Source organism: Arcobacter sp. CECT 8989 (assembly GCF_004116715.1).
Taxonomy (GTDB): domain Bacteria; phylum Campylobacterota; class Campylobacteria; order Campylobacterales; family Arcobacteraceae; genus Halarcobacter.
The window spans coordinates 38,496-64,205 of record NZ_PDKE01000009.1 but is presented as its reverse complement, the minus strand read 5'-3'; the positions used below and the strand labels follow the sequence as shown (position 1 = coordinate 64,205).

Sequence of the window (25,710 nt, the reverse complement as noted above, 5' to 3'; positions counted from 1 at the left end):
GCTACTTTTTTTGTAATATTTTATCAGCTAACCTTGCTAAGTCTAACTGAGACAATTTTAAAGTTTGTTGTGAAAGTTTAGCAATAGATATATTATTTTGAATCATTAAATTTGCTGCTTCTTCAAAGTTAACTTCTTTTTTTATAAGATAAACAATCCTACTAATCACTTCATTCATTACTTATTTACCCTTTTTTAAAATCATTAAATCTGCTAACTTGATAAGGTCAGGAAGAGGTAGTCTTATACTCCTTGAAACTATATCTTCAAGATTTATATTATTCTCTTTAATAAGATTAATTGCAGATTCATAATCATGTTTTGTCTTAATAACAGTAATAATGTTATATACCATTCTATTGATTGCTGATTCGTCTTTAAAACTATTTATTGTATTTGTTACATATTCTTGCATAGTAAAATCCAAAAATAAAATATTTTTTTATTATTATAGTATATATACTAGAGTTTATATCTAAAATATACCTTAAACCAATGTTACATTTAATAAAACCCTTATTTCATGGCATTGTTTATAGGTAACAGTTGAATTTAACTTTTCAAAGTTTAATACATTCGTTATGATAATTAGTATAAAATTTCAGAAAATAAGGCAAATAAAACATATGAGAAACCTTTTTACAATCCTACTTCTTCTTACTTTTTGTCAAAACCTTTTTGCAAAAGAGAAAGTAATAGCAAAAATCCCTGAGGCTTCAGGTATAGTTTATAGTGAAAAATCAAATACTCTTTTTGTAGTAAATGATGAAGGAACTATCTATGAACTGTCTTTAAAAGGGAAAATTAAAAGAGAAAAAAAATTAGGTGATTTTGACTTAGAAGGTATAACTATAGATGAAAAGAAAAATATACTACTTCTAGCAAATGAAGAGAAAGATGAAATTATACTTTTAAATAAAAAAGATTTTTCAATAATAAAAGAGATAAAAATCAAAGGCAAATACAAAGGCAATAAAATTGTTAAAAGGGGTAAAGATGGAATTGAAGGTCTAACTTTACATAATGATAAAATCTATGCCTCTAATCAATCAGATAAGCCCTACCCTAAAGATGACTCTTCTGTTATAGTTATTTTAGATTATAAAAAAAAGAAAAAACTAGAGATAAAAGATGTTATTGACCATGGATACAAAGATATTGCAGGATTAGCTTTTTATAAAGACTTTTTATATTTAGTAAGCGATGATGCCAATTTGTTAATTAAATATGATATAACTTCAAAAAAAGTAGTAAAAGAGTATAAGTTATCAAAAAAATATGCACAAGAAGGAATAACTTTTGACAAAAAAGGAAACCTATACATTGCAGACGACAATGGAAAGATTTTAAAACTAAAAATAAATGAATAATATTACATACGAAGAACAAACAAAAATTACAAGAGCAATAATTAAAGCAGCTGTTTTAATGCTTGAATTTGGTGCAGAAAGTAAACTTATAGAAGATACAGCACAAAGACTAGGAAAAGCTTTAGGAGTTGATTCGGTTGAAGTTTCTCTTATTCCTTCTGCTATTGTTTTAAGTACTTTAAACAATAATCAAACACAATCAGTAACAACTACAAGAAGAGCTCACCACAAACCAATAAATATGTCTATTGTTTGTGATGTTCAAAAGATGTGTATAGATGTTGAGAAAGAGAAAAAAGATGTTGATTATGTTTTTAATACTATAAAAGAGATTCAACCAAATCATTACAATAGATGGCTAGTTGTATTTATGGTTGGTCTATCTTGTGCTTCATTCTCATATCTTTATGGAGCAGATTTAAATGGTTTTTTCATAACCTTTGTTGCTGCTAGTGTTGCTATGTATGTAAGACATGTAATGGCTAAAAAACAGTTTGTCTTAATCATTAGTTTTGGACTTACAGCTTTTGTAGCAACACTTATAGCAAGTACTTCACAAATATTTGAACTAAGCTCTACTCCAAATATAGTTATGACTTCTAGTGTAATACTGCTAGCTCCTGGATTTCCTTTTGTAAACTCAGTTTTAGATGCAGTAAAAGGATACCTTTCAATGGGGTGGGGTCGTTGGATGCAAGCACTACTTTTAAGTGTAGCTACATCAATAGGTATTATTCTAGCTTTTGCACTACTTAGTATGAGAGGTTGGTAATGGATAGTTTATTAGCTACATATATTTTAAATGCAATCTTTGCAGCTATTCCAGCTGTTGGTTTTGCTATGGTTTTTAATGTTCCAAGAAATGCCTTAGTCTATTGTGCAATTGGTGGAGCTATAGGATATACAACAAGATTTGTACTTATGGATTTAAATATTCCTATTGAACTTGCTACTTTTTTAGCTTCTACTTTAGTTGGGGTTATCGCTTTATATTGGTCAAGAAAATATATAGTTCCAAGACCTGTTTATACTATTGCTTCAATTATTCCTTTACTTCCAGGAACATATGCTTTTACAGCAATTATAAACTTACTTCAAATGAATGCCCAAGGGGTTTCTCCTGAGCTTATTACTTTGTTTATTGACAATGGATTAAAAGCAGTTATTATTTTAAGTGGGATTGGCTTTGGATTAGCAATTCCTTCTCTTGTATTTATGAGATATAACAGGCCAATTATCTAAATAATTAGGCCTGTTTCATATTAAAAATAGATTTTATAAACCAATATAAAATAAATAAAAATAGTATAGGCAAAAATATAGTTTGAAAAATAAAAACTATAATCAAATCAATAATATACTCACTTGAATTATCCACAGCATCTGTATACTCTTGAACTTTTTTACTATAGTATTCACTATCAAATTTTTCAACTATCTTATCAAAGATAGAACTCTCTTTTTTTGCTTGTAAAGTCTCTTGATTGACCTTACTAACATCTTCTTTAACTTTTACAATATTTTCATTTAATCTTTCAATATTGTACTCTTCTTTAACAAAGTAGTTATAAGAAATATCATTTACATAACTTATCATAGGAATTGCAAAACGCAAAAACAATAATACAAACACTACTTTAAAAAAGATATCTCTTAGCTTATTATCATTTCTAAATCTTTTATACAACCATATATTTAAAACTATTACTAATACAAGAAGAAGATAGTTATATATTTCATTGGTTACAAAGTTTAAAAATATCTTTTGAATACCAAGAGAAGTCATACTAGCAAGCATTACTAAAGAGAACTGCTCAACCAAATCATTTACTGGATCTAATACTTCCCCAATTGCAACTACAAAAAAAGGTAGTGAAAGTTCTGTTCCTTGAGCTAAAGAGATAACAGCATTTAAAGCTTTTGCACTTCCAAAAACTATAATTGCCTGAGAAAAAGAGTCATCAACCAAAGTTTTAGCAGTAGTATCAATGGCAAAAGTTATTGCTATAAAAACAGCACTAATAGTAAAAATAGAAAGTAGTAGTTTATTCCAGTTTTGTATAATAAAGTTTTTCATTTATTAAGTTTAGCAACTTTCAATGAAAAAAGAGTTAAATAATTAGTCTATTTCTTTTTTCTTCTATAGTACCAGTATCCCATTACTGCTAAGCCTAATAAAATAGCAATAATTATATATCTTAAATACTCTTTGATTAAAGCTTCATTTCCACCAATAAAATAACCAAGCATTGTTAAAATAACAACCCAAATACCTGCTCCTAAACTTGTATAAATAGAAAAAGTTAGCAGATTCATTTTTGCTAAGCCTGCTGGGAAAGAGATATATTGTCTAACAGCTGGAATAAGTCTTCCTGAAAAAGTTGAGATATGACCATGTTCTTTAAAGAAAAGCTCTACTTTTGCAATTGTTTCTTCACTAATGAAGAAGTATCTTCCATATTTAATTAAAAAGGCTCTTCCATATTTTATTGCTAAAAAGTAGTTAAATAGTGCTCCACCTAAACTTCCTGCTATACCTGCAAAAATTGCAGCAAACATATTCATTTCACCTTTATATACTAAATATCCTGCTGGAATCATTACTACTTCACTAGGAAAAGGGAAAAAAGAACTCTCTAAGAACATCATTAAAAATATACCAATATAGCCTAAATCCCCAACTAACTCAACAACAAAATTCACAATATCATGTAACATTAACTATCTTTCCATTTTAAAATTGCGTAATTCTATCGTTTTATATTTTAAATATTAAAAACTCTCCCAATCATCTTGTTTTATTTTATTTTTTTCTGTCATACTTTGTTTTTTATTTTTCTTCTCTAAATTAACAATATTTTCTACCTTGATAGTATCTTTTCCATTAAACTCTTTTTCATTTGCATCACTTACTATTTGCTTAGAAATTTTATCTGTCTCTTGTGCAATTTCATTTGTTTCTTGAGCAATAGAAGCATTTTCTTGTGTTTGTTTATCAAGTTTAGCTATAGTTTCATTTATTTGAGCTATTCCTTGTTGCTGCTCTTTTGATGAAATAGAAACATATTCTATTAATTCAATCGTTTCTGAAATATTTTTACTTAAACTTGAATATCCTCCAATCATAGAATCAGCAATATGTTTACCTTCATTCGCTTTTACATTTGCACTCTCAACTAAATCTTTTATTTCTTTTGCTGCTTCAGCAGATCTTGATGCAAGATTTCTAACTTCTTGGGCAACAACAGCAAAACCTTTTCCTGATTCTCCTGCTGTTGCTGCTTCTACTGCTGCGTTTAAAGATAAAATATTTGTTTGAAATGCAATTTGATCAATTACACTAATCGCTTCATTTATTGCAGTAACTTGTGAATTTATTTCATCCATAGCTAATGTAGTTCTATTTGCTAATTCCTCTCCCTCTTTTACAGAACTAGTAACTTCTTGAGCATAAGAAGACATTTTCTGTACATTTTCATTACTTGAAACTAAGTTACTATTTATTTCTTCAATTGAAGCAGAAGTCTCTTCAATTGAAGCAGCAGCACTATTTGCATTATTTGATAATATTCCAACACTATCTAATAAAACATCAGAACTTCTATCTAATTTTATACCATTTGTTTTATTCTGAATTAACATTTCAGTTATAGAGTCACCTAATGTATTTACACCATTAGCAAGTTTTAATAGATGTTCTTTAAGACCAGTATCATCTACTTTATTTAAATAATTATAATGAGTATACTCCCCTAAAGTATTCAAAATATTATCAATATTATTTTGTAGGTTTTCTCCCATTTTATTTAACACACTTTTTAGTTCATTTAAAGTTGGGTTATCAGTACTAGTTTTGATTCGACCACTTAAACTTCCACTTTCATACTCTGATAAAATTTGCACTGTTTCAGAAATCAAGGTTCTATCTTTTTCTAAAGTCATTCTAATTTTCTTAATATTTTGATTAATTACTTTTGACATATTTCCAATTTCATCATTTTTTATATAAGTTAACTCATTCACAGAAGATGTTTCATTATTTAAATATTTAAAAAACTCTAATAATCCTTCTTCAAAACTTTTAAGAGGCTTTACAATTGATGATTTTAATAACCATAAAGATATAGTAACAATAACTATTAAAAGGATAAATACAACTGATAGAATAAGCATATTTAAATTATAAATTTCATTTAAAGCTTCTTTATCATCTATTTCAGAGATAATTGCCCATTTTTCTCCAAATACTTCTAGTGGAGCATATGCACTAAGAATTTTATTACCATTTTCATTTTTTATCAAATGACTACCAACTTTGCCTAATAAAGCTTTTTTAACAGAATCTGTTTCAATTTTTAATGTTGCAATTGTTGTCCCTGAGTTTTTTACATTCTCATTTTGATTTTTGTCAATATATCTGTGATTATTTCTCATCGTATAATCACTTCCCACTAAATAGGTATTTCCTGTTTCTCCTAATCCAGCCTCATCAAACTTTCTTTCAAAATTCATAATTCCATCAATAATATTAATAGGAAATTGCATAATTAAATTACCTATTCTTTTCTCATTTTTAAATACTGGAGTTGCTATAAAAGAAGCAGGTGCATTATAACTAGGTTCATAAGGTTTAAAATCTGAAAAAGCAATTTCTCCTTCGTTTAGAGTATAAGCTTTTTCATTTGCTTTTGCAATTCCAGTATTAGAGTATGGTCCCTCTTTTAAATTTGTTGCAAAGTCTTTTTCCTTGAAAGTACTATATATAATAGTTCCATTATTATCTACTAGAAAAATATCATACAAAGAAAACTTTTTTAATATTGTATTAAAAGTATTATGGAATTTACTGTGATCAAAAGTATATGAAGTACTTATAGAAGAAGAATCTTGCATATCATTTTTTTCACCAATTTTTGCACTATTCTTTACTATATAAATATATTGTGCCCATATTCCACTTTCATCTTTAGGTAAATAACTTTCTGAATCTTTTTTATCTTCAACAGATTTTATATTGAAATTTATATTATTGATATAAAATTCATCATAATGAGAAATCAATTGTTTTTTTACATCACTAACAGTCAATTTAGTTTTAACTTCTTCTTTAATTTTATAAAAATTTTTTTCCATATAATATAAGGCATCAATAGTAGAAGAAGAGTTAGCAACAGAGACAATTAATCCTTCAATAGAATTAAAATAGTCTAGAATATGTTGTTTTTTTGCAGAAGTAATTGACTTTAACTGAGATAATTTATCTTTTTCTGTATTTTCAACACTTTGAAAAAAGCTTATGCTCACAATAGCAGAAGAAAGAAAAACTAAGCTACCTACAATTAAAATAATTAGTTTTTTATTTATACTAAAAGATTTCATTTTAATACCCTTATTAATAATTTGAAACTATATCAATAGATTATTTCTAAAATAGTAGCATTTAATAACATCAAAAGATATTAAAAATTAACCCTAAACAATAAATTTGTATATTTATTATCCAATTTATTGTTCTAATCATCAAATTTATAAGTTAATTTTCCTTAATAGTTTAAATAAATATTTCGATTTTAGAGTATACATTTTGTATAAGAGATTCTATAAATTCATCTTTTAAGTCTTCTGTTTCTAAATAGTCTGAAACAACTTTAAAGACATATAACTCTTTGCAGTTTTCCGTTGAAGCTTCTAAGAAATATTTAGCCTCTGTATCTACAAGAAGTGTTTCTAGGTTTTCATCTGTTTCTAAAGGAGAATCAACTGTAGTTAATGAGCCAAAGTTTATTCCAAATAAAAGTCTGTTGGTACAAAAAAGTGTTCCTATTTTAACAGAACCATCACTACATCCAGCAATTCCAATATTAAAAGCTTTTGTTATTGTATAGTTTTTATAAATAAAGCCTAAAGCTTCAAGTATATTCTCTTTTCCAGTTTTAGAAACTACTAAAAGATATTTAGCGTTTTCATCTTCAAATATTTTTACCCCGTTTGGTAAATTCTTAATAGTATTATTTTGTTTTAGATTTAAAAAGTTAATAAAAGATTGTGATTGAGAAAGTGATGTACAGTGGATTAAAGTTTTTGACATAAGGTAAAACTAAGACCGTAGTCTTAGTTTTTCTGCTTAAATTATTTTCTAAGCTCTTTAATTTTAGCTTTCTTACCAGTAAGACCTCTAAGGTAGTGTAATTTAGCTCTTCTTACTTTACCTCTTCTTACTACTTCAAAAGACTTTAAAGACTCAGAATATAGTGGGAAAATTCTTTCTACACCAACAGAGTTAGCTCCAAGTTTTCTAACAGTAAATGTTGCATCAACACCGTTACCAGATCTAGCAATTACAACACCTTCGAAAGTTTGAACTCTAGTCTTAGAACCTTCTTTAATCTCAACACCAAGTCTTACGTTGTCTCCAGCTCTAAACTGAGGAATTTCTTTTTCTGCAATTTGCGCTGCTTCAAAGCTTGCAATGTATCTATTTTTCATTTGTTCCCTTTGGTGAAAGTGCCCGCCTTTGCAAGACGCGGGGTATCACGCTTTTAATTTTGTTTTTTATTTGTAACTAAACTTGGTCTAAAGTATTTTGTCTTGCATATAGCCAAGTTATATTTTAAGGTGGCAATTTTACTATGATTTCCCTTTAAGAATTCTTTAATGACGCTTAAATCTTGAAAATTTTCTGGTTTACTAAAGGAAGGTGCTTCTAAAAGGTTATTTTCATAACTCTCTTCTACTAAAGAATCAGCATTTCCTAAAACTCCCTCAACATTTCTAGCAATAGCATCAGCCATAACTAAAGATGGTAGCTCTCCACCAGTTAAAATAAACTCTCCAATTGAAAATACTTCATTTGCATACTTTTCTATAACTCTTTCATCAATACCTTCATATCTTCCAGAAACAAAAACTATATTTTTCTTTTTTGCTAATCTTTTTGCATCATTTTGTTTAAAAGGTTTTGCAGCAGCAAGGGGAAATACAATATAAGCTTCAGGATTTTTTCTTTTAATTTCATCTAAACAATCAAAAAGTGGCTGAGGAGTCATTAGCATTCCTGCGCCTCCACCAATCATTTGTTTATCTACTTTTAAATGCTTATTAGTTGTAAAATCTCTAGGATTGTAAAACTCATAAGATATAAAGTTTGAATCAATAGCCCTTTTTAGTATTGAATCATAAAAATATGGTTCTACTAAATTGGGAAATAAAGTTACAAAAGTAAATTTCAAAACTGACCTTAAATATTTTTTGAAATATTAACCTAATTTCATTTAAACTACTTAACTTTTCAAATGTAATAAACATTAAGCTTAGATTTGATAAATTCCACTTTTAATTTTATGAAAGGAGAAACTGAAGTGAAAGCGCCTAAAGGTTTTGGAAAAAACTATTTTACATTTGCTAGTATCTTAGCTTATACTGTTGAAACAAAATTGCAAAACCTTGTGATAAAGGCTAAACACACATTACAGAAAAAATTATCTTCTGAAAATGATGAGTTTGATGAAAATGACCCTCCACTAGAGGAAGTCACTTTATGTTTACAAATAAATAATAGTAAACCTTGTCACTGTGATTGTTTTTTTAGAAGAAAAACAAAATTAGCAGTCTTACTTTTCAAATTCATACCTCGTTGCCCTTTTTATTGCAAGTTCTTTGCGTTTAGACGAACAGGGGTACATCCACCATTAACAATCTTAAAATACAAATAATTAAGTTATGCAGAAAAAGAATAACTCGTTATTCTCTTTAGTTTTTGCTTCTTTTGTAATTTTTTATAAATTACTTTAAAAAGAAGACAGATAATTATAGGTCCCTTCAAAATTGGGACAATTTTTAAGGTTAAAATAATGTCAAAATCATATGTAATAGGTTTTCCAAGAATTGGAGAACAAAGAGAATTAAAAAAAATATTAGAAAAATATTGGTCAAAGAATTGTTCGTTTAAAGAAGTTGAAGAAGTTGCAAGTGTTTTAAGAAAAAGACACTGGAAATATCAAAAAGATGCAGGAATAAAATATATTTCGTCAAATGACTTTTCATTTTATGACAATGTTTTAGATACTTGCGTTTTATTAAATGCTATTCCAAAAAGATTTAAAGATTTAGAAAATAAAGAACTATATTTCTCTATGGCTAGAGGAAATAAAACTAGTGTAGCAATGGAAATGACTAAATGGTTTAATACAAACTACCATTATATAGTTCCAGAACTTTCATTAGAAGATGAGTATAAATTAAATGCTTCAAAAATATTAAATGAATACAAAGAAGCAAAAGAGTACGGAATAAAAACGAAAATCAATCTTATTGGACCAATTACATTTTTAGGTCTTTCAAAAAGAGTTGATAGAGGTGATACTTATGAACTTCACTCTAAGATTTTACCTATTTATAAAGCACTTCTAAAAGAGATTTCAAAACTTGATGATGAAATCACTGTTCAAATAGATGAACCTATTTTTGTAAAAGACAATGAACAAAAAGTATTAAGCCTAATCAAGCCAACCTATGACAAGTTAGCAAGTGTAAGTGAAAATATCAAAATCATTGTAGCAACATATTTTGAACACTCAAATGAAGCCACTAAAGTATTAGTAAATACTCCTATTTATGCTCTAGCTTTAGATTTTTTATATGGAAAGAAGAATATTGAAAGCTTAAGTGATATTGCAAAAAGTGATAAAAAACTTATTGCAGGAGTAGTTGATGGAAGAAATATTTGGAAAAATGATATTGAAAAAAGTGTTTCGATATTAGAAGAGATTTCTCAAGAAGTTAAAAAAGAGAATATCTTAATCTCTTCATCTTGTTCATTACTTCACACACCATTTACACTAAGATATGAAGAGAAGTTAGACAAAAAGATTAAATCTTGGCTAAGTTACGCAGAAGAAAAGCTTGATGAGATTCATTTGATCTCAAAACTATTTTTCCAAGGTAAATCTAGTCTAAATGAAATAGAAGCGAAAGATTTTGAAAAAAATATAGAAGCAAGCAAAAGTAGAAAAACTTCAACTGTTATTCACGATGAAAAAGTAAAACAAAGAGTTGAAACTTTTACTAAACTTTCAAGAGAAAAAGATTTTGAAGAAAGAATCAAAATACAAAAAGAGCTTTTAAAATATGAAGACTTAGCAACAACAACTATTGGTTCTTTCCCTCAAACGCCTGAGATTAGAAAAGCAAGAAGAGATTTTAAAAGTAATGAAATTTCAAAAGAAGATTATGAAAAGCAAATGAAACAATATATTGATGAGTGTATTGCTTTTCAAGAAGAGTGCGGAATAGAAGTTTTAGTTCATGGAGAACCAGAAAGAAATGATATGGTTGAATACTTTGGAGAGCAACTAAAAGGTTATGGATTTTCACAAAATGGTTGGGTTCAGTCTTATGGAAGTAGATGCGTAAAGCCACCATTTATTTATGGAGATATCTCAAGACCAAAAGCTATGACTGTTGATTGGATTACTTATGCTCAAAGTAAAACAGACAAAATTATGAAAGGTATGTTAACAGGTCCAGTTACCATTTTAAACTGGTCATTTGTTAGAGATGATAAACCTAGAGACGAAGTTTCAAAACAAATTGCTGTTGCTTTAAGTGATGAAATTGATGATTTACAAAAGAGTGGTATTAAAATAATTCAAGTTGATGAAGCAGCATTTAAAGAAGGATACCCTTTAAGAGGTGAGAATATTAAAGCTTATGAATCTTGGGCAACAAGAGACTTCAAAATCTCAGTTAGTAGTGCCTACCCAGAAACTCAAATTCATACACACATGTGCTATAGTGAATTTAATGACATTATTAAAACTATTGAAGATATGGATGCAGATGTTATTTCGATTGAAACGGCAAGAAGTGGAAATGAGTTATTAAAAATATTTAAAGAAGTTGGATATAAACAAGAAGTAGGACCTGGAGTTTATGATATTCATAGCCCTAGAATTCCAAGTGTTGAAGAGCTAAAAAAACAAATCAAGCTTTTACTTGAAGTACTTCCAAAAGAGCAATTATGGATAAACCCAGATTGTGGACTTAAAACAAGAAAATGGGAAGAAGTAATTCCAAGTTTAAAAAACATGGTTCAAGCAGTAAAAGAGATTAGAGAAGAGAATAGATAGAGCATAAGCTCTATCTATTACTCCTATGTAAAAAGAGTTTTATTTATAAAGGTGAAAACTCTTTTTAGATAGTATTTCAAGGAAATTAAATGAAAAGAAAAAATATGATTACGTTAGATAATATAAAAGAAGCAAAAGAAAATTTAAAAGATGTTGCACAAAACACACCTTTAACTTTAGCTCCTATTTTAAGTGAAACTTTTAGAAGTGAAATCTACTTTAAAAAAGAGAATCTACAATTAACAGGAAGCTTTAAATTAAGAGGTGCATATAATAGAATTGCTAACTTATCTCGAGAAAAAAGAGATAAAGGAGTAGTTGCAGCTAGTGCAGGAAATCATGCGCAAGGTTTAGCATATGCAGCTAAACAGTTTGGTTGTAATGCAACTATTTTTATGCCAGAAGCAACTCCTTTAACAAAAGTAAGTGGAGTTAAATCCCATGGAGCAAATGTTGTTCTAACAGGTGAAAACTTTGATGAAGCCTATGCAGCAGCAATGAAATACAAAGAAGAAAATGGAGTTGAATTTATTCACCCATTTGCTGATGATGATGTTATTGCTGGACAAGGAACTATTTCACTTGAACTACTAGAAGAGATACCTGATTTAAAACAAATTGTTGTACCAATTGGTGGTGGTGGTTTAATTGCAGGAATAGCAATTGCTGCAAAAGCTATAAATCCAGATATCAAAATCATTGGTGTAGTTGCAAGTGGTGCAAGGGGTATGAAAGAATCATATAAGTCTCAAACTCCTATTGATAGTGCAAGTGTTAGAACTATTGCAGATGGAATAGCCGTACGTGATGTAAATCCAAAACTTCTTGATATTATTATTGATTATGTAGATCATATTGTTGAAGTAACTGATAATGAAATTGCAAATGCCATTTTATTCTTACTTGAAAAACATAAACTTGTAGTTGAAGGAGCTGGTGCCGTTTCAACTGCTGCTATTATGCACGATAAAATTGATAATATAGAAGACTCAAAAGTTTGTGCAATTATTAGTGGTGGAAATATTGATGTAACTATGCTTTCACAAATTATTGAAAAAGGTCTAGTTAAATCATATAGAAAAATGAACTTAATTGTAAAACTTATGGATAAACCAGGTTCATTAACTCATTTAAGTGATATTTTCAGAGACTGTGGTGCAAATATTGTACAAATAGACTATGATAGAGACTCAGTTAAGTTAGAGTTCGGGGAAGCCCAAATTACAATATCTTTAGAGACTAAAGGTGAAGAACATCAAAAAACAATTGGTGAAAAATTGAAACAAAGTGGTTACAGATTTAAACAAATTTAGTTTTATAAAAGATCTTTAGAAAGATTTTAGTAAACAAAATATATAATGTGCGTTATATTTTAGTCACAAATGAAAAAAAAGGAAGAAAATGGAAGGAAGATTGTTTACATTCTTAGGCTCTATCGGTGGTCACGGTCAAGAATGGATCATTTTATCACACTTTGTACTAGTAGTGGGAGTTATCTTTTTACTAGCAAGATCTGCAACTAGAAAAATGCAACTTGTTCCAACTGGTACACAAAATGTTTTAGAAGCGTACATCCAAGGTGTTATCGCAATTGGAAAAGATTCAATGGGAGAAGAAAATGCTAGAAGATATTTACCATTAATTGGTGCTTTAGGTTTAGTTATTTTCCTAAGTAACATGACTGGTGTTATTCCAGGTTTTGAATCACCAACTGCTAATATTAACTTTACTTTATCTTTAGCACTTATTGTATTTATTTACTATAACTACATAGGTATTAAGAAAAATGGTTTTGTTAACTATTTCAAACACTTTATGGGACCTATGCCAATCTTAGCTCCATTAATGTTCCCTATTGAGATTATTTCTCACTTTTCAAGAATTATCTCATTATCATTCAGACTTTTTGGTTCTGTAAGAGGGGATGACATGTTCTTAATGGTATTATTAATGTTAGTACCATGGTTAGTTCCATTAGCTGGTTTCTTTATGTTAGCTGCTTTTGGTGTTTTACAAGCATTCATTTTCATGATTTTAACTTACGTTTATATCGCAGGTTCAGTTATGATGGAGCATGAGGATCACTAATTAATTTAGTCTTCACAAAACTTAGAAAGGGGAAGAGTTTTTGCTCTTCCCCTTTTTTCGTTCTATAAAAGGAATAAACAAAATGAGAGATGATTTGCTTAGTTATCTAATAACTGATCCTGAATACTATTCAAATGATTTAATATTGTTTGAAAAAAACCTAAGAAAAGTTTTTAATTCTAAAAAAGTTGATATGGCTTGTTTTAGAGATAAACAATCTTCAAACTATAAAGAACTAGCAGAAGTTTTTGTTAAAGTGTGCAAAGAGTTTAATATAAAAAAAATTTTATTAAATGAAAACTATAAACTAGCACATGAACTAAAAGCACATGGCGTTCATCTTACATCAAAACAGTTTGATGATATTCAAAGAGCAAAAGATTTAGACCTTTATACTATTATCTCATGTCATAATTTTACAGATGTAGAAAATGCACAAAAAAAGCATATTAATGCAATTACTTACTCTCCAATATTTGATACACCAAATAAAGGTGAACCAAAAGGAATGTCAAAATTAAGAGAAGTAATTAGGTCATATGAAGATTTAGATGTAATTGCTTTAGGTGGTATAGTAAATGAAGATAATCTAAAACTCATTTCAAAAACTAGAGCCTATGGCTTTGCTTCAATTAGGTATTTTATTTAAACCTTTTTTAGCTTAGCCATATCCTCATTTAAATAGACAATATAAGTATAAACCTCATCAGAGGCTAAAATATCTTTTATTGCCTTTTTATAATAACTTACTTGATAAATATGCTCTTGTAATTCACCCTTTGTAGTTTTATAATCAAAGATGTAATACTTATTATCTTTTTCAACAAGTAAATCTATAATCCTTAACTCATTTTTATAAATAAGTGATTGTTCCTTACTATAATTACCCTCTTTTACTAAGTCTAAAAATTCACTATTTACTAAAAGATTAGAAACTCTATTTTTGATATTTTGAATATCATTTTCATCTAAATAGTTTGAGTATCTATTTCTTACAATATTAATAGCTAGATTTAATGAATTTTCATCAAAACTATTCATCATTTCTAAGCAATAGTGAGTTGCTATACCAAAATATTTTGCATGTAAAGTATACTCTTCATCATCATTTTCTACACTTATTGGTTTATCTTGTTTACCTAAGTTAAGTGCTTGATATACGACTTTAGATGTTTTTTCATAGTTTTTAGTTTTATTATCACTAACAACTATTTCTCCTAAGATATTTGGTTTTAAATCAAGTAGGTCAAAAACTGACTTTTCAGGCTTTTTAAATATTATCATATTCTTTTTTGCCCTTGTCATAGCAACATATAAAATATTTAATTCATCTTCAAACTCTAAAGATTTCTCTTTTTTTAAAGCTTCTTTATATTCAGTACTATAATTATACAAAGCACCAATTTTATAATAGATATTTTTTAAATTCACATCATCATATTCAAACAGTAATGAATCTCTATTAGCTACTTTTTGTTTTATTCTATCAAGTAATAATACAGTATGGAACTCCAAACCTTTTGATTTAAAGATAGTTAAAATCTGTAAACCTATTTGCTCAGAGTTTTCTATTGACGCATCTAATTCATCAATTTCATATACAAAGTCAACCACATTTTTATATGAAGAACAAAGCTCTACAAACTTTATAACATTGTCATCAGTTACATTTAAAGCTTGTGCTATTTTTAATACTGATTCTTGCACACTTTTATATTTTAAATCAATATCTAATTCAAATGGTGTTTCAGGAGCCTTTCCAATAATTGCATTTAAATTCTCTTTATAAATACTCTCTTTAAAATAAAGATATTTGATTGCATTTATAATAGCTTTTACATTCTCTTGATTTATTAACTTTGATGTCATCTCTGTACTAATTTTTAAACTTGGAAACATCTTTTTTAAATAAGAGTATAGATTTAATACATCATCATTTGTATATGTTAAAATTGCAATATCATTACTATTTACACCTTTTTGTATAAGCTCAGATATTTTTTTAGCTATATTTGCATACTTTTCATCTTCTAATAAAGCCTCATCTTCAAGTACTTCTACATATCCATCTTTATGAATTGGTATTTGGTCATGATACTCATATGAAACTAACTTATTAAAAGATTGATTTACATAATTAACTACTTTTTCACATGACCTAAAGTTTGTATTTAAAACCTCAACATTTACCATTGGGTTTGTTTTTAATACATAATCAAATAGTTCTCTTTTTCCACCTCTAAATCTATAAATAGACTGCTTTGTATCTCCAACATAAAAGAAGGTTTTAAACTCAGAACTTGAAAGTATCTCTTCAATCAATGGTTGTAAAATCTTATATTGTAAAAGTGAAGTATCTTGAAACTCATCGATTAAGATATGAGAAAAGTTAGAGTCTAATCTAAAATATAAAAACTCTTTATCAATCTTTGTACTTAATAGTTCATAACAGATATTTGAAATATCATCAAAGTGTAAATAGTTTTTAGAACTATTATATTTTCTTTTATACTCTTTGAAAAGATTGTATAGTTCAAATAATCTACTTAAAGAAAAGGTAGACCTTAACTTATAGTAGTTTCCTACTTGCTCTTTTGTTTTAGCAAAATATTGTTCTAAAGTCTCATTTGCACATTTCTTAAAATATGAATACTCACCTGCACTATTTTTCTCTAACCATTTTTTAGAGATTAGTTCATCAAAATTTTCATAATCTACTGCTTTTATTGCACTTTTTGAAGCATTTGGACAGTTTAAAATAAACTCTTTTATTTTTAAACCTTCAGTTAAAGCCTCTTTTTTTTGTATTTCTATTAGAGAAAGGTCAATATTTACAATATCAACTGTCTCACCCTTTTCAAAAATATTTTTAAATATTTCAAAGATAGAGTTATACTTTTTATTTTCAAATAAAGAGAAATCAATTAACTTATCAAAACTATCTATATCTAAAGATTGTAAAAACTTACTACTTAGTTTCTCTACATCATCTTCTTTAATTTCAAAATCATCATTTATTCCAGCATATCCACTAAACTCTCTTAAAATCTTATTTACAAACTTATCAATAGTAAATATAGATAAAGAAGCATTAGAAAAGATATGGACAAGTTGTTCTTTTCTACTTAGTATTTCTTCTTTAGAAAAACCTGACTGCTCTTGTATTGCACCTAAATATGCCTCATCTTCTCCAAGTGAAAGCAAAGTTTTATAAATTCTTTCACTCATCTCATTTGCAGCTTTATTTGTAAAGGTTAGTGTTAATATCTCTTTAGGACTAGCACCTTTTAATAATAATGTTATATATCTTACTGTCAAGGCAAAAGTTTTTCCACTTCCTGCACTTGCTTTTAATGCTAAATATTTTTTCATAACAGAATAATACAAAAATAATCATTTATATCTATATAACTATAAGTTTTTTTATAATATTACTGTTATAATATATTTTAAGATTATTACCAGCAAAGAAGAGATACTGAATGCAGACAAAAAATAAAATTATTCTACTTGTTATTTCGATTATTTCCTTTACTTTTTTTCTAATCACTATAGACATGGTCTATAACTTTAGAAACTATGGTATTCAATCAATTGATGATAAAGCAAAAGCTGTTGCAAAAACTGTTGAGCACTCATTGACTTCCCAAATGGTGAGTGGAGTTATTGATGATAGAGAACTTTTTTTAAGTCAATTAGAAGATATCCCAAATATTGATAAGATTTGGTTAAGTAGGTCTCAAAAAGTAATTGATATGTATGGAAAAGGTTTCAACAATGAAACTGCAAGAGATGATGTTGATAGAGAAGTTTTACAAACAGGTGAAACAAAAAAAGTCATAAATGATAAAATCTTCTCACAAAGTACATATAGAATTACTATTCCATATAATGCAACAAATAAAGGAAAAATCAATTGTATGTCTTGTCATACAAATGCACAAGAAGGTGATACTTTAGGTGCTATTTCTATTGAAATGTCTATTGATGACTCAAAACAAATAGGTATTAGAACTATTACAGATACACTTCTTATTGCATCTGTTTTAATGATAGTAATTATTTTCTTACTAAACTTTATTATTTCTCCATTCCTTTCACTATTTGATTCTATTAAGAGAGTTATGAATAAAGCCCAACAAGGTGACTATTCATACAGAATTCAAAATCCAAAAGGAAAAGAGGCAAAAGATGTTGCTCTTTGGATTAATGGTTTACTTGAAAAACTAGAGATAACTTTAGAAGCAATTGATTCTAAAATCTCTATTTTCTTATCAGAAAACCATAAAGTAACAGATAAAGACCACTTAATAAATGTAAAAAATACAGTAGATAGACTTTCTGATGTTTATAAATTTAGAAAAACAATTGAGTATGATGAGACAATTCATGATGTATATAATAGACTTGCTGAAGTTTTAAAAATAAAACTAGGAATTAGTAAGTTTAATTTCTTTGAAATAAGTACAATTACAAATGAAATTAATCTAGTTCATAGTGAAGCAAAAGTTATCTGTAATATTTTCGAAGAAGGCTGTAGAGCAGATAGAACAAATACAACTATAGACTCAACACAGTTTAAAGATATCTGTCCTGCCTGTCCATCATGTGATAAGACAAACTATTTTTGTGTACCTTATGCTATTTCAAATGAGCTTGATTTAATTATTTCAATTTATACGGATACAGTAAATCAAACAATTGAAGTAAGAGAAATGATTCCATATATTCAAGACTATGTTGATGCAGCAAAAACAGTAATTGTAAGTAAAAAGCTTATGAATATTTTAGAACACAATGCCCAAACTGATTCTTTAACTAATTTAAAAAATAGAAAATATCTAGAAGATGCTATTCCAAATATCACTTCTCAGACAAAGCGTTCTGGTATAGCATATGGTGTATTAATGCTTGATATTGATTACTTTAAAATGGTAAATGATACTTATGGCCATGATATTGGAGATAATGCAATCAAAATTGTAGCTCAGACTTTAAATGAAAATATTAGAGAATCAGATATTGCTGTTAGATTTGGTGGAGAAGAATTTATTGTATTATTATATAACTGTGATGAAAAAGGCGCTATAGATGTTGCCGAAAAGATAAGAGTAAACTTTGCTAAAAAAGAGATTCCAACAGGTGGAAGTACAACACTACAAAAAACTATGAGTATTGGAGTATCAATGTTCCCTGAAGATACTGAAGACTTAGAGGAAGCAATTAAATATGCTGACCTTGCACTATATAAAGCAAAAAATAGTGGAAGAAACAAAGTTATTAGGTTTGATCAGTCTTTAGTTTAAAAATTAAAACCTTAAGATTATTTTAGGTAAAATATTTGCCTTAAAAATAATAATCTTAGGGAACTTCTATGCAAAAAAAACAACATAAGGTACAAACCCTTCTTGACGCGATACCTCATATTAAAAAATTCTATGGAAAAACTATTGTTATTAAATATGGTGGTTCTGCACAAACAAGTCCTGAACTAAAAGAAAAATTTGCTGAAGATATTGTTCTTCTTTCTCTTGTGGGAATCAAACCAGTAATTGTACATGGTGGGGGAGCAAGAATTTCTGAACTTCTTGATAAATTAGAAATACACTCAGAGTTTGTAGATGGACATAGAGTTACATCTGAAGAGACTATGAGAGTAGTTGAAATGGTACTTAGTGGTGAAATCAACAAAAATATTACTTCTTTATTAAATCATCACGGTGCTAAAGCTATTGGTATTTCAGGAAAAGACTCTGCTATTATCAAAGCTACTCCAAAAGAGAATGGAAAGTTTGGTTATACAGGTGTAATTACAGAAGTAAATGGAACTATGATTAATAATCTTATTAAAGAAGGTTTCATTCCTGTTATTGCTCCTATTGCTGATAGTGCAAAACCAAATCACCCTGGATATAACATCAATGCAGACGTTGCAGCAAGTAAAGTAGCTCAAGCAATTGGAGCTCAAAAAGTTCTATTTTTAACTGATACAGTTGGAGTTTTAAATAAAGATGGTGAACTTTTAAACTCACTTGATAAAGATGATGTTGATGGGTATAAAGCAGATGGAACAATTGCAGGGGGAATGATACCTAAAGTTGATTCTTGCGTAGATGCAATTTATAACGGTGTAAATAAAGCACACATTATTGATGGAAGAGTTGAGCATTCAATTTTATTAGAACTATTTACTAGTGATGGAATTGGTACACAATTTCTTAGGAAAGACAATCCCAATAATGGCATAGATATGGAAAAATTATTAAACGATGAAGAATAAGGAAAAGAAATGAATTTTATAGAAACAAGAGGAAATGACGGTATAAATCCAAAAGAAGTTAGCTTCTCAGATGCAATTTTAAGTCCAAGTGCATCTTTTGGTGGTTTATATGTACCTAAAGAATTACCACAACTAGAAGAAAACTTTTTACAAAACCATATTAATTCTTCATATAAAGAGCTTGCATATGATATTTTAAAAGCTTTTGAAATTGATATTGAAGAAGAGGAAATCAAAAAAGCTCTTGACCTTTATGATAACTTTGATGATGCATCAAACCCTTGTCCAGTAGTAAAAGTAAAAGATGACTTATTTGTACATGAACAATACCATGGACCAACAAGAGCTTTCAAAGATATGGCTTTACAACCTTTTGGTTCTATTCTTTCTTCTATTGCTAAAAAAAGAGATGAGAAATATTTAATTCTGGCTGCAACATCTGGTGATACTGGACCAGCTGCATTAAATACATTTAAAAATAAAGAGAATATTCAAATTGCTTGTATGTATCCAGATGGTGGAACATCCGATGTACAAAGACTTCAAATGGTATGTGAAGATGGTCACAACCAAAAAATTATTGGTATCAAAGGAAATTTTGATGATGCACAAAATGCATTAAAAAATCTTCTTAGTTCTCAATCATTTAAAGATGAGTTAGAAAATGATGGTATTAAACTAAGTGCTGCAAACTCAGTAAACTTTGGAAGAATTATTTTCCAAATTATCTATCACTTCTGGTCATATATTCAACTTCTTAAACAAGATGAAATTAAATTTGGAGAAAAAATCTATTTAGTTGTTCCATCTGGAAACTTCGGAAATGTACTTGGTGGATTCTATGCAAAACATATGGGTGTTCCGATTCAAAAACTTTTAGTAGCTTCAAATGAAAACAATATTTTAACTGAGTGGATTAACACTGGTATTTATGATATCAGAGATAAAGAGCTTATTCTTACAAAATCACCAGCAATGGATATTTTAAAATCTTCAAATATCGAAAGAGTTATGTTCTCACTATTTGGTGCAAAAAGAACAAAAGAGTTATTTGATAATCTAAATAAAGATAACATCTTTACACTAACAGAAGATGAAACAAAACTTTTACAAGAAGAGTTCTCAGCTGTAAATTCAGATGATGCATATGGAGCAAAAATTATCAAATCATATTTAGATGATGGATATTTAATGGACCCACATACTGCAACTTGTATAAAAGCATATGAAAACTTAAGAGAAGAAAAACTAAAAACAGTAATTTATTCAACTGCTGAATGGACAAAATTCTCTCCAACAGTATTAAATGCTTTAAATGAAGATAGCAAAACTTATGCGGATAAAGAAGCATTAGAAGAGATTTCATCTAAATTTAACGCAAACTTACCACAATCAATTTCTTCACTTTTTGGATCAAAAATAAACCATAATATTATCATCGAAAAAGAAAAAATAGAAGAGGAAATCGTAAATTTTATTAGAGACTAAAATGTCTTTAATAAGTTTACCTTATAAATCTACTGTGTAGATTAACTACACATCTCTCAATAAATCGGCTTTTTTTGACCTCAATCATAATTTTTTAAGAAAATTAACTATATAATGTATAGATTTAATTTTAAAATAAGGAAGCTAAATGTCTAACGATACAAATAGACGGGATTTTCTAGGTTATTCATTTGCAGCTGTTGCGGCAGTTGGTGGAGCTGCTGCACTTGTTGGTATGAAACAAGTGTGGGATCCATTACCAAGTGTATTAGCTAGCGGATTTACGAATGTTGAGCTTAATGGACTTAAAGCTGGTGAACCAATCACTGTTATGTGGAGAGGTAAACCAATTTTTGTTCTTAAGAAAACTGCAGATATGGAAAAGTCAGATAGAGATTTAATCATCGGTGAAGATAGATACACTGTTGCTATTGGTCTTTGTACTCACTTAGGTTGTATTCCAGCATGGAAAAAAACACAATGGAAATGTGCATGTCACGGTGGTGAGTTTAATGCAAGTGGTAAACAAACTTTTGGACCTCCTCCAAGACCTCTTGATTTACCTCCATTCGCTGTTCAAGGTTCTCAGATTGTTCTTGGTGAAGAAGGACCTGAATACAAAAAAATCGCTGCTGCGATGGCAACGGCATAAGGAGTAGTTTATGGCAAAATTTGAAAAAGCTAACTCTGTAGGTGAGTGGTTAGACCAAAGACTTAATACTACAGCATTAACTAAAGTTTTAATGACTGAGTATTGGATTCCAAAAGATATTAACTTCTTATGGGCAATGGGTGTTCTTTTAGCAGTAACATTTAAAATCTTAGTTATTTCTGGTCTATTCTTAATGATGTACTACAAGCCAGATGTTGCATTAGCATTTGATTCTGTAAACTATACAATCATGCAAGAAGTTGCTTATGGTTGGTTATTTAGACATATGCATGGTGTTGCAGCTTCGGTTGTATTCTTAATTATCTATATTCACATGTTTACTGGAATCTACTATGGTTCTTATAAACAAGGTAGAGAGATGATTTGGATTTCTGGTATGTTATTATTTATGACATTCTCAGCTGCTGGATTCTCTGGATATATGTTACCATGGGGACAAATGTCTTACTGGGCTGCAATGGTTATTACTAACTTATTTGGTGGTGTTCCAGTTATTGGTGATGCTTTAGTTGTATGGATTAGAGGTGACTTCAACGTTGCTGATGCTACATTAACTAGATTCTTCATGTTACACGTATTCTTATTACCTATCGTAATTATGGGTGTTATTGGATTACACTTCTATACATTAAGAATTCCTCACGTTAATAACCAAGAGGGTGCAGATATTGATTATGATGCAGAAGCAGAAAAATATTTATCTGGTAACAAAAAAGAAGCTAAAGTTATTCCTTTCTGGCCAATCTTTATTTCTAAAGACTTTGCTATTTTAGGTATTTTCTTAATTTTCTATTTCTACTTAGTGTTCTTCCACTATAACTTTGCTATGGACCCAGTTAACTTCGATCCAGCAGATGCAATGGTAACTCCAGCGCACATTTACCCTGAGTGGTATTTCTTATGGTCATATGAAGTGTTAAGAGGTTTCTTCTTTGATGTTGGTCCTATTAAAGCATTTGATATTGGTTTAGCAGCATTTGGATTTGCAAATGTTATTTTCTTAGTATTACCATGGTTAGACAGAGATCCTGCAATTTTACCAGCACACAAAAGACCTGGATTTAGAGTATGGTTCTGGATTTTAATGGTTGACTTAATTGTATTAACTGTTTATGGTAAATTACCTCCAACAGGTATTAATGCTTGGGTTGGATTCGCTTCAGCTTCAGTATTTATTTTATTATTTGTAGCATTACCATTTGTTACGAAATCAGATGCTAAAAAGAGAGGTGCATAATGAGAGAATTAAAAATTTTAGCAGTTGTAGTAGCATTTACTCTTGTTACTTACTGGGGTGTTGAGCCATTCGCTCACTCTCAGATGCATCCACATGTAGATCCAGCTGATTATAAATTCACTGATGTACAAGAAGATGTTAAAGATGTTAAAGCTTTAAGTGGAAACGCTCAAAATGGTGCAGCATTAGTTCAAGCTAACTGTACTGCTTGTCACTCTATTGAGAAAGAAGGTTTCCCTCAATTAATGGATAACGCTAGCGCTGCTGCAGCTTATGGTGTTGTTCCACCAGATTTATCTACTGCAGGTAAAATTTACAATGCTGATTATTTAGCTGCATTTATTAAAGATCCTGTAAAAGCTTCTAAAGTTGGTCACAAATTCCAAGATGGAAGAGTTCATCCAATGCCAGGTTATGGTTGGATGCAACCACAAGAGATTGCTGATATGGTAGCATATTTACAATCTATTGCTCCTGCTGAAATGACTAACAAAGAAGTATTCGTAGATGCTTGTCAAAGATGTCACGGTATTAAATATGGAGATATGAAAGGTGGTTCTATGGCTGCTAAAACTCCAGATGAAAATATCAAAGCATATATGGGTAAACTTCCTCCAGATTTATCACAATACATTAGATCAAGAGGTGAGTCTTACTTACATACTTTTGTTAATGATCCTCAAAAACACTTAGAGGGTACAGCTATGCCTAGAGTTGGTTTAACTGAAGAAGCAGAAACGCAAGCTATTAAATATATGGAAGAAGTTGGTGATTCTAAAAAAGCTGAAAGAGAAGCTTTAGGTCCTAAATTCTTAATCTATTTAGTTATTTTCGCGATTTTCGCTTGGTTATGGAAAGCAAGTAAATGGAGAGAAGTTCACTAAGAACTTCGCTCTTTAATAAACTCATAGGGAGAGGCTTATAATGAAATTATTAAAAATTTTAGCAGCAGTAGCACTTACAGTAAGTATTTCTTCTGCGCAAGACGTTATGCAAAAATCAATGAATATCATGGAACAAGGTATGAGTGAGATTCAAAAAGGTTTTTTAAATAACTCTGTAGAACTAATTAAAAGTGGTACAGCAAAAGTTAGAGAAGGTAACAAACTATTTTCTGATAAAAAAGTAATTGCTCAATATTTACCAGAGAATAAAAAACATATGGTAAACATTGCAGAAAATGCAGCACAAAGAATTAAACTTGATACTAACGTTTTAGAATTAAATCTAGAAAATAATGCATACATCGATGCAGCTAATGCATATTCAGATATGATGAATGCATGTGCTAGATGTCACTCAATTGTTAGATCTTGGTAATTTAAGATAAAAAGATAAACTTTAAAGTTTATCTTTTTATTAAACTTATATAATAATCTTAGAAACTGCGCTTATTGCAGCTGTTTCACTTCTTAAAATCAAATTCGAATTAAACCCAACTATTTTATCAGTATCAAAAGTTTCTCTTTCTGTTTCAGAAAAGCCACCTTCACAACCTAATAGTAAAGTTTCTATTTCATTTTTTTTAGTCTCTATATTCTGCTTTGAAAAATCTAAAAGGTAAACATTTTTATTTACTGATAAAAACTCATCTAAAGATTTACAAATTTCTAATTTTATGATAGAACTTCTTCCACATTGAGAAGAAGAGTTAAGTAGTATTTTTTCTAATTTTTCAAGATTTAACTTGAAATTTTTTTGTGAATACTCACAATATATAAATGTAATTTTTTCTAGTCCTAATTCATTTAATGAAGCAATATTCTTTTCAACTGTCTTAGGATCAATAACACACCAAGCAAGGTGTAGCTTTTTATCATTTTCTACAATTTTTTCTTCAAAAGATACAAGTTGTAGTCTTGCATCTTTTCTACTGATTTCAATAACTTTATAAAGATAGATATTTTTATCATCTAAATTTCTAAAGTATATTTCATCTTCAATTTTATGACGTCTAGCTTTAAATAAATACTTATAAGTTTCATTATCAACAGTTAAAAACTCTTGTGAAGCCTCTTGGTGATAAGTAAACTGCATTTAAAATATCTTTGAAATCATATAAACAGAAACTAAAACTGCTATTTCAATTGTATATATTTTCTTTGCATATACTTTAAACTCTTCTTGTAATTGAATATCAGTTGTCTTAATAACTCTCATCTTTTTATATCTTTTAATTTCAATCACTAATAAAAATATTGCTGCTGCAATCATAATTACAACAGTAAAAGAAAAATGTTGTGCATAAGCAGATACAATTGCACCTGTATACATAACAATAGCATTTGTAAGATGATATAAAGGAGTCATAAACTTTAATCTTTTTGCTAAAGGTAAAAACTCTTTTGTAGTTGTTACTGAATATAAATTAAATAGCATAACCGCTAAAAAGAAATATACTGCAAATACGTGTGTGACTACGGCATCACTCATTAATTCCATGTTAA

Annotated in this window: 26 protein-coding genes; 15 read left to right on the top strand and 11 right to left on the bottom strand. The window is 28.8% G+C overall.

All coding sequences use genetic code 11. The features are described 5' to 3' along the window. Window position 1: 1 nt before the first annotated feature. On the bottom strand, window positions 2–178 hold the full coding sequence (locus tag CRV02_RS14830) for a hypothetical protein (protein ID WP_164968987.1): 177 nt from the start codon (window positions 176–178) through the stop codon (window positions 2–4). 3 nt (window positions 179–181) lie between these two features. Beyond that, complete coding sequence (locus CRV02_RS09615) at window positions 182–415, bottom strand: hypothetical protein (RefSeq protein ID WP_129090146.1); 234 nt, start codon at window positions 413–415, stop codon at window positions 182–184. A gap of 211 nt (window positions 416–626) precedes the next feature. Between CRV02_RS09615 and CRV02_RS09610 the strand changes: the two genes are divergently transcribed. From CRV02_RS09610 to CRV02_RS09600, 3 genes are read left to right on the top strand one after another with little or no spacing between them, the layout of a single operon-like run. Beyond that, a complete protein-coding gene (locus tag CRV02_RS09610; protein ID WP_164968986.1) occupies window positions 627–1,370 on the top strand; it encodes an SdiA-regulated domain-containing protein in 744 nt (247 codons plus the stop codon). After that, a complete protein-coding gene (locus CRV02_RS09605; RefSeq protein ID WP_129090144.1) occupies window positions 1,363–2,142 on the top strand; it encodes a threonine/serine exporter ThrE family protein in 780 nt (259 codons plus the stop codon). Before CRV02_RS09610 ends, CRV02_RS09605 begins: the two co-directional genes overlap by 8 nt. Further along, on the top strand, window positions 2,142–2,612 hold the full coding sequence (locus tag CRV02_RS09600) for a threonine/serine exporter family protein (RefSeq protein WP_129085296.1): 471 nt from the start codon (window positions 2,142–2,144) through the stop codon (window positions 2,610–2,612). Before CRV02_RS09605 ends, CRV02_RS09600 begins: the two co-directional genes overlap by 1 nt. A gap of 4 nt (window positions 2,613–2,616) precedes the next feature. Here the strand turns inward: CRV02_RS09600 and CRV02_RS09595 are convergent, their stop codons facing one another. The 6 genes from CRV02_RS09595 to trmD all read right to left on the bottom strand — a co-directional run bounded on the left by CRV02_RS09595 (window position 2,617) and on the right by trmD (window position 8,599). Beyond that, window positions 2,617–3,447, bottom strand: a complete 831-nt coding sequence (locus tag CRV02_RS09595; protein ID WP_129090143.1) for a hypothetical protein — start codon at window positions 3,445–3,447, stop codon at window positions 2,617–2,619. A 47-nt stretch (window positions 3,448–3,494) separates the two neighbouring features. Further along, window positions 3,495–4,088 carry a DedA family protein gene (locus CRV02_RS09590; RefSeq protein ID WP_129090142.1) on the bottom strand — a complete coding sequence of 198 codons (594 nt, stop codon included), beginning with the start codon at window positions 4,086–4,088 and terminating at the stop codon, window positions 3,495–3,497. A 54-nt stretch (window positions 4,089–4,142) separates the two neighbouring features. Continuing rightward, entirely contained in the window at window positions 4,143–6,749 is a 2,607-nt protein-coding gene (locus tag CRV02_RS09585; RefSeq protein ID WP_129090141.1) for a methyl-accepting chemotaxis protein, read from the bottom strand. Window positions 6,750–6,921: 172 nt separating this feature from the next. Continuing rightward, the gene (locus CRV02_RS09580; protein WP_129090140.1) at window positions 6,922–7,458 is read right to left on the bottom strand and encodes a hypothetical protein; all 537 of its coding nucleotides are present in this window, start codon (window positions 7,456–7,458) and stop codon (window positions 6,922–6,924) included. A gap of 41 nt (window positions 7,459–7,499) precedes the next feature. Next, window positions 7,500–7,856: a 50S ribosomal protein L19 gene (gene rplS / locus CRV02_RS09575; protein WP_129085291.1), complete on the bottom strand. Its 357-nt coding sequence runs from the start codon at window positions 7,854–7,856 to the stop codon at window positions 7,500–7,502. Window positions 7,857–7,909: 53 nt separating this feature from the next. Further along, entirely contained in the window at window positions 7,910–8,599 is a 690-nt protein-coding gene (gene trmD / locus CRV02_RS09570) for a tRNA (guanosine(37)-N1)-methyltransferase TrmD (protein WP_129085290.1), read from the bottom strand. A 129-nt stretch (window positions 8,600–8,728) separates the two neighbouring features. Between trmD and CRV02_RS09565 the strand changes: the two genes are divergently transcribed. The 5 genes from CRV02_RS09565 to CRV02_RS09545 all read left to right on the top strand — a co-directional run bounded on the left by CRV02_RS09565 (window position 8,729) and on the right by CRV02_RS09545 (window position 14,234). Next, on the top strand, window positions 8,729–9,082 hold the full coding sequence (locus CRV02_RS09565) for a hypothetical protein (RefSeq protein ID WP_129090139.1): 354 nt from the start codon (window positions 8,729–8,731) through the stop codon (window positions 9,080–9,082). Between the two features lie 138 nt (window positions 9,083–9,220). Further along, complete coding sequence (metE, locus tag CRV02_RS09560; RefSeq protein WP_129090138.1) at window positions 9,221–11,497, top strand: 5-methyltetrahydropteroyltriglutamate--homocysteine S-methyltransferase; 2,277 nt, start codon at window positions 9,221–9,223, stop codon at window positions 11,495–11,497. 104 nt (window positions 11,498–11,601) lie between these two features. Further along, a complete protein-coding gene (gene ilvA / locus CRV02_RS09555; protein ID WP_129090208.1) occupies window positions 11,602–12,810 on the top strand; it encodes a threonine ammonia-lyase in 1,209 nt (402 codons plus the stop codon). Window positions 12,811–12,898: 88 nt separating this feature from the next. Beyond that, complete coding sequence (locus tag CRV02_RS09550; protein WP_129090137.1) at window positions 12,899–13,585, top strand: F0F1 ATP synthase subunit A; 687 nt, start codon at window positions 12,899–12,901, stop codon at window positions 13,583–13,585. A gap of 82 nt (window positions 13,586–13,667) precedes the next feature. Further along, complete coding sequence (locus tag CRV02_RS09545; RefSeq protein ID WP_258239279.1) at window positions 13,668–14,234, top strand: thiamine phosphate synthase; 567 nt, start codon at window positions 13,668–13,670, stop codon at window positions 14,232–14,234. On the opposite strand, the gene CRV02_RS09540 is transcribed toward CRV02_RS09545, so the two are convergent. Next, window positions 14,231–16,972: a RecB-like helicase gene (locus CRV02_RS09540; RefSeq protein WP_258239278.1), complete on the bottom strand. Its 2,742-nt coding sequence runs from the start codon at window positions 16,970–16,972 to the stop codon at window positions 14,231–14,233. The two genes, CRV02_RS09545 and CRV02_RS09540, sit on opposite strands and share 4 nt — an antisense overlap. Before the next feature lie 95 nt (window positions 16,973–17,067). Between CRV02_RS09540 and CRV02_RS09535 the strand changes: the two genes are divergently transcribed. The 7 genes from CRV02_RS09535 to CRV02_RS09505 all read left to right on the top strand — a co-directional run bounded on the left by CRV02_RS09535 (window position 17,068) and on the right by CRV02_RS09505 (window position 24,583). Further along, window positions 17,068–18,891, top strand: a complete 1,824-nt coding sequence (locus tag CRV02_RS09535; protein ID WP_129090135.1) for a GGDEF domain-containing protein — start codon at window positions 17,068–17,070, stop codon at window positions 18,889–18,891. A 68-nt stretch (window positions 18,892–18,959) separates the two neighbouring features. Continuing rightward, window positions 18,960–19,865, top strand: a complete 906-nt coding sequence (gene argB / locus CRV02_RS09530) for an acetylglutamate kinase (protein WP_129090134.1) — start codon at window positions 18,960–18,962, stop codon at window positions 19,863–19,865. Between the two features lie 9 nt (window positions 19,866–19,874). Next, window positions 19,875–21,353, top strand: coding sequence for a threonine synthase (gene thrC, locus CRV02_RS09525; protein WP_129090133.1), 1,479 nt, complete (start codon window positions 19,875–19,877; stop codon window positions 21,351–21,353). 148 nt (window positions 21,354–21,501) lie between these two features. Further along, window positions 21,502–22,005, top strand: coding sequence for a Rieske 2Fe-2S domain-containing protein (locus CRV02_RS09520; protein WP_129085282.1), 504 nt, complete (start codon window positions 21,502–21,504; stop codon window positions 22,003–22,005). 10 nt (window positions 22,006–22,015) lie between these two features. Then, window positions 22,016–23,263 (top strand): cytochrome bc complex cytochrome b subunit, encoded by a 1,248-nt coding sequence (locus CRV02_RS09515; RefSeq protein WP_129090132.1) that lies wholly within the window; start codon window positions 22,016–22,018, stop codon window positions 23,261–23,263. Next, a complete protein-coding gene (locus tag CRV02_RS09510; RefSeq protein WP_129085280.1) occupies window positions 23,263–24,147 on the top strand; it encodes a c-type cytochrome in 885 nt (294 codons plus the stop codon). Before CRV02_RS09515 ends, CRV02_RS09510 begins: the two co-directional genes overlap by 1 nt. 40 nt (window positions 24,148–24,187) lie before the next feature. After that, complete coding sequence (locus tag CRV02_RS09505; RefSeq protein ID WP_129090131.1) at window positions 24,188–24,583, top strand: hypothetical protein; 396 nt, start codon at window positions 24,188–24,190, stop codon at window positions 24,581–24,583. A gap of 45 nt (window positions 24,584–24,628) precedes the next feature. Here the strand turns inward: CRV02_RS09505 and CRV02_RS09500 are convergent, their stop codons facing one another. Together CRV02_RS09500 and CRV02_RS09495 are read right to left on the bottom strand one after the other, a co-directional pair. Then, entirely contained in the window at window positions 24,629–25,300 is a 672-nt protein-coding gene (locus CRV02_RS09500) for a 16S rRNA (uracil(1498)-N(3))-methyltransferase (RefSeq protein WP_129090130.1), read from the bottom strand. After that, a complete protein-coding gene (locus CRV02_RS09495) occupies window positions 25,301–25,705 on the bottom strand; it encodes a hypothetical protein (RefSeq protein WP_129085277.1) in 405 nt (134 codons plus the stop codon). It lies immediately after the preceding gene. Between the last annotated feature and the right edge of the window lie 5 nt (window positions 25,706–25,710).